This window comes from Psychromonas sp. B3M02, from assembly GCF_003318165.1.
Taxonomy (GTDB): domain Bacteria; phylum Pseudomonadota; class Gammaproteobacteria; order Enterobacterales; family Psychromonadaceae; genus Psychromonas.
In genome coordinates this window covers 1-3,093 of sequence record NZ_QOCB01000139.1, presented here as the reverse complement: position 1 = coordinate 3,093, position 3,093 = coordinate 1, and the positions used below count along the sequence as shown (strand labels likewise).

Here is a 3,093-nt window from a genome sequence, read left to right as displayed (position 1 = left end):
TTTTTATTATTTTTAAAGAGATTTAGATCACTTATTACTAAAAGTGTATTTACAGGCGAAATACTCGTTAATAATAAGTATATTAGTAATACAATATGTTTATTATTCAATGGTTTAAATTCTTAGTTATTATTGCTCATCTATCCTTTATAATCGGCGCTAATAACCTTATTAATCATCAAATCAATTAAGGAAAGTGCAATATGGTGAATACCTCCACAGCAGCACGTACCGCACTCTATTGTTCAGCTCTAGTTATCTCTTTAGCAGGTATAAAAGTCGCAGCGCCGATTGTTGTTCCTTTTTTATTGTCTCTGTTTGTGGCAATTATTTGTAATCCTGCGATTAATTATTTGGAATCTAAAAAATTTCCAAGAGGGTTGGCAATTACTTTCGTCATTGTCACTATATTCTCTCTGTTTATTGTATTAGGTGGTGTCATAGGGGCCGCGGTAAATGACTTTAGAAAAGCCATTCCTACCTATGAAGCACAACTGTCTGAGCAGATAAACTGGCTTGTAGAGTGGTTAGCTGGGCACGATATTGCTTTATCTATGGATGAGGTTGGGGGTTATTTTGACCCAAGTAAAGTGATGAATTTAGTGACCTCTACACTAAGTGGTTTTAGTAGTGTGTTGGGCAATATCTTTTTGTTGCTTTTAACCGTGGTATTTATGTTAGCGGAAGGTAAGGTCTTTACTAAAAAGTTACATATGGCTTTTAATGACTCAGCCGAGACGGATAAAAAGTTAGATCATTTTTTAAAAATGGTTAACCAGTATATGGCGATTAAAACCTTAGTCAGCTTAGCAACGGGTTTGATTATCGGCAGCGTATTATGGGCAATGGGGGTGCAGTTTTATGTGTTGTGGGCTTTGCTTGCATTCTTGCTTAATTATATCCCTAATATTGGTTCAATCATTGCAGCGGTCCCTGCGGTTATATTAACGTTTTTACAGCTGGGAGCTGGTTATGCCTCGGTGGTGGTTGGGTTGTTTGTGAGTGTGAATATGATCATGGGTAACCTGGTGGAACCTCGCTTTATGGGCCGTAGTTTAGGTTTGTCTACTTTAGTGGTGTTTTTATCGTTAATTTTTTGGGGATGGTTATTAGGTATGGTTGGCATGCTTTTATCTGTACCATTGACCATGATTTTGAAGATTGCTTTAGAGAACAGTGAGGATGGGCGTTGGGTCGCTATTTTATTAAGCTCTGATGAAGAGGTTGAAGTACTGGAAAATATCGATCAAGACAAGATAGATGCTGAGTCACAGAACACAGTGTCAGAGAGTTTAGTTAACGTTACCAATAAAGAAGAAAATTAATATGTTTACAGCATTGTTAGAAAAGATGCATTTCCCTGAAGTACAAGCAGGGCAAGAGAAAGAGATGGCGCGTTTATTTCACGGACGTGGCTTTAACTACCCAGAATACCAACACTTTAATATTGATTGGTTATCGCCAGTGGTATTGATTATTCTTTATAAAGAAGAAAGTGACCAATGGTTAGCTAATTTAAGTGAGGCGCTGTTAGCAGAGTTAACTGCAAGAGGTTTTGCTGTAGAAAGTATTCAAGTGCAATTTCGTTGTCGTGACCTTGCGCCTACCTTTGTTTTATACGGTAAAGAGGTCACTGATTATGCTGCCGATGAAAATGGTTTGTCGTATAAAATCAGCCTAGGTAAAAACCAAAATTACGGTATCTTTTTAGATATGAAAAACGGCCGAACTTGGTTAAAAGAGCATGCTCAAGGTAAGCGCGTGTTAAATCTGTTCTCCTATACTTGTGCTTTTTCAGCTGCGGCAATTGCCGGTGGGGGTGAGCAAGTGGTTAATTTAGATATGAGCAAAGCGGCATTAGCGGTGGGGCGTGATAATCACCGTTTAAATGGTCATGATTTAGCTAAAGTGAAATACCTAGGGCATGATTTGTTTAAGTCTTGGGGAAAAGTGAAACGTTTAGGCCCTTACGATATTATTGTTGCCGATCCGCCATCTTTACAGAAGGGCAGTGTTAATATTAAACGTGATTATCCTAAAATTATGCGTCGTTTACCTGAGTTATTAAACGCTGGTGGGCAAGCGCTATTATGTTTAAATAGCCCTGATTTGGATTTCCAATTTATTACCGATTCACTCGCTGAACATTGCCCTGAAGCAAAGGTTATCGATATTATCAAACCACCGAGTGAGTTTACTAATATTGAACCCGATAAAGGCTTAAAATGCGTGTTAGTGGCATTACAGCCTGTATAACTATTTAACATCAAGGAGCGCTAGTCGCTCCTTTTTTATGAATCAATGATTGATATGGTGATTATTGAAGACTGATGGTGTTAATGACCTGTTGAAACTCTTTTTCAATTGTTTCATAAGTATCAAGCTTAGCGGTGGCGGTAAACATTAGAAACACATTCTCAGAGAGGGGAAAATGATATTGCATGGATACTGTGCCTTCTAAGCCTCCATCGAATTTAGCATACAGCGCATTTCTACCTATCACTTTCGTTTGTTTACACTCATACAGGGTAATATCACGTTGAAAGACACTGCTTAACTCTGACTTTGCACTGGCGCAGACCTCATTCAGCTCATTAGGGTTACTGGGTACATTACCCACTTGCTTCATCACATTAATGTTGTCAGTAAAGTCATTGGCTAGGTTTTCTGAGTTATTGGGGATGAAATAAAGATCCATATTACCAGATTGGATCACAGGCATGATCTGCTTTAATAATGCGGGTGGAATACCGTCTATTTGCTCGAAGTTAAATAGATCTGGATTGGCTTTTATCTCAGGACCAGTGAGTGGTGACCAACTGTTTGGGATCTCTATCGTGTAGCCTAAGTCACTAGTCGCTTGTTTAGCTTGTGTAAAAAAGCTGATCAGAATTAAGCTAGTACATAAAAAATATTTCATTGTTATCTCTCCGTGATAAACCTATTCCATTAACTTATACCAATTGTATTAAATAACTGATCTAAATTTTGCGCCGGAAAAATGGCTTAGTTTGAGGCGTAAGTTGATGTAAATGGTTGTTCCCTATACGAAACTTACAACGAAAAAATAAGTTGTTTTAACAAGTAAAATAG

General features: G+C 37.9%; 3 protein-coding genes. 2 read left to right on the top strand and 1 reads right to left on the bottom strand.

The window, feature by feature from the left end:
* Window positions 1–203 precede the first annotated feature (203 nt).
* Both DS885_RS15355 and DS885_RS15350 read left to right on the top strand, forming a co-directional pair.
* Window positions 204–1,325, top strand: coding sequence for an AI-2E family transporter (locus DS885_RS15355; protein ID WP_113820292.1), 1,122 nt, complete (start codon window positions 204–206; stop codon window positions 1,323–1,325).
* A gap of 1 nt (window position 1,326) precedes the next feature.
* Entirely contained in the window at window positions 1,327–2,256 is a 930-nt protein-coding gene (locus tag DS885_RS15350) for a class I SAM-dependent methyltransferase (RefSeq protein ID WP_113820291.1), read from the top strand.
* 61 nt (window positions 2,257–2,317) lie between these two features.
* On the opposite strand, the gene DS885_RS15345 is transcribed toward DS885_RS15350, so the two are convergent.
* Window positions 2,318–2,920 carry a hypothetical protein gene (locus DS885_RS15345; RefSeq protein ID WP_113820290.1) on the bottom strand — a complete coding sequence of 201 codons (603 nt, stop codon included), beginning with the start codon at window positions 2,918–2,920 and terminating at the stop codon, window positions 2,318–2,320.
* Between the last annotated feature and the right edge of the window lie 173 nt (window positions 2,921–3,093).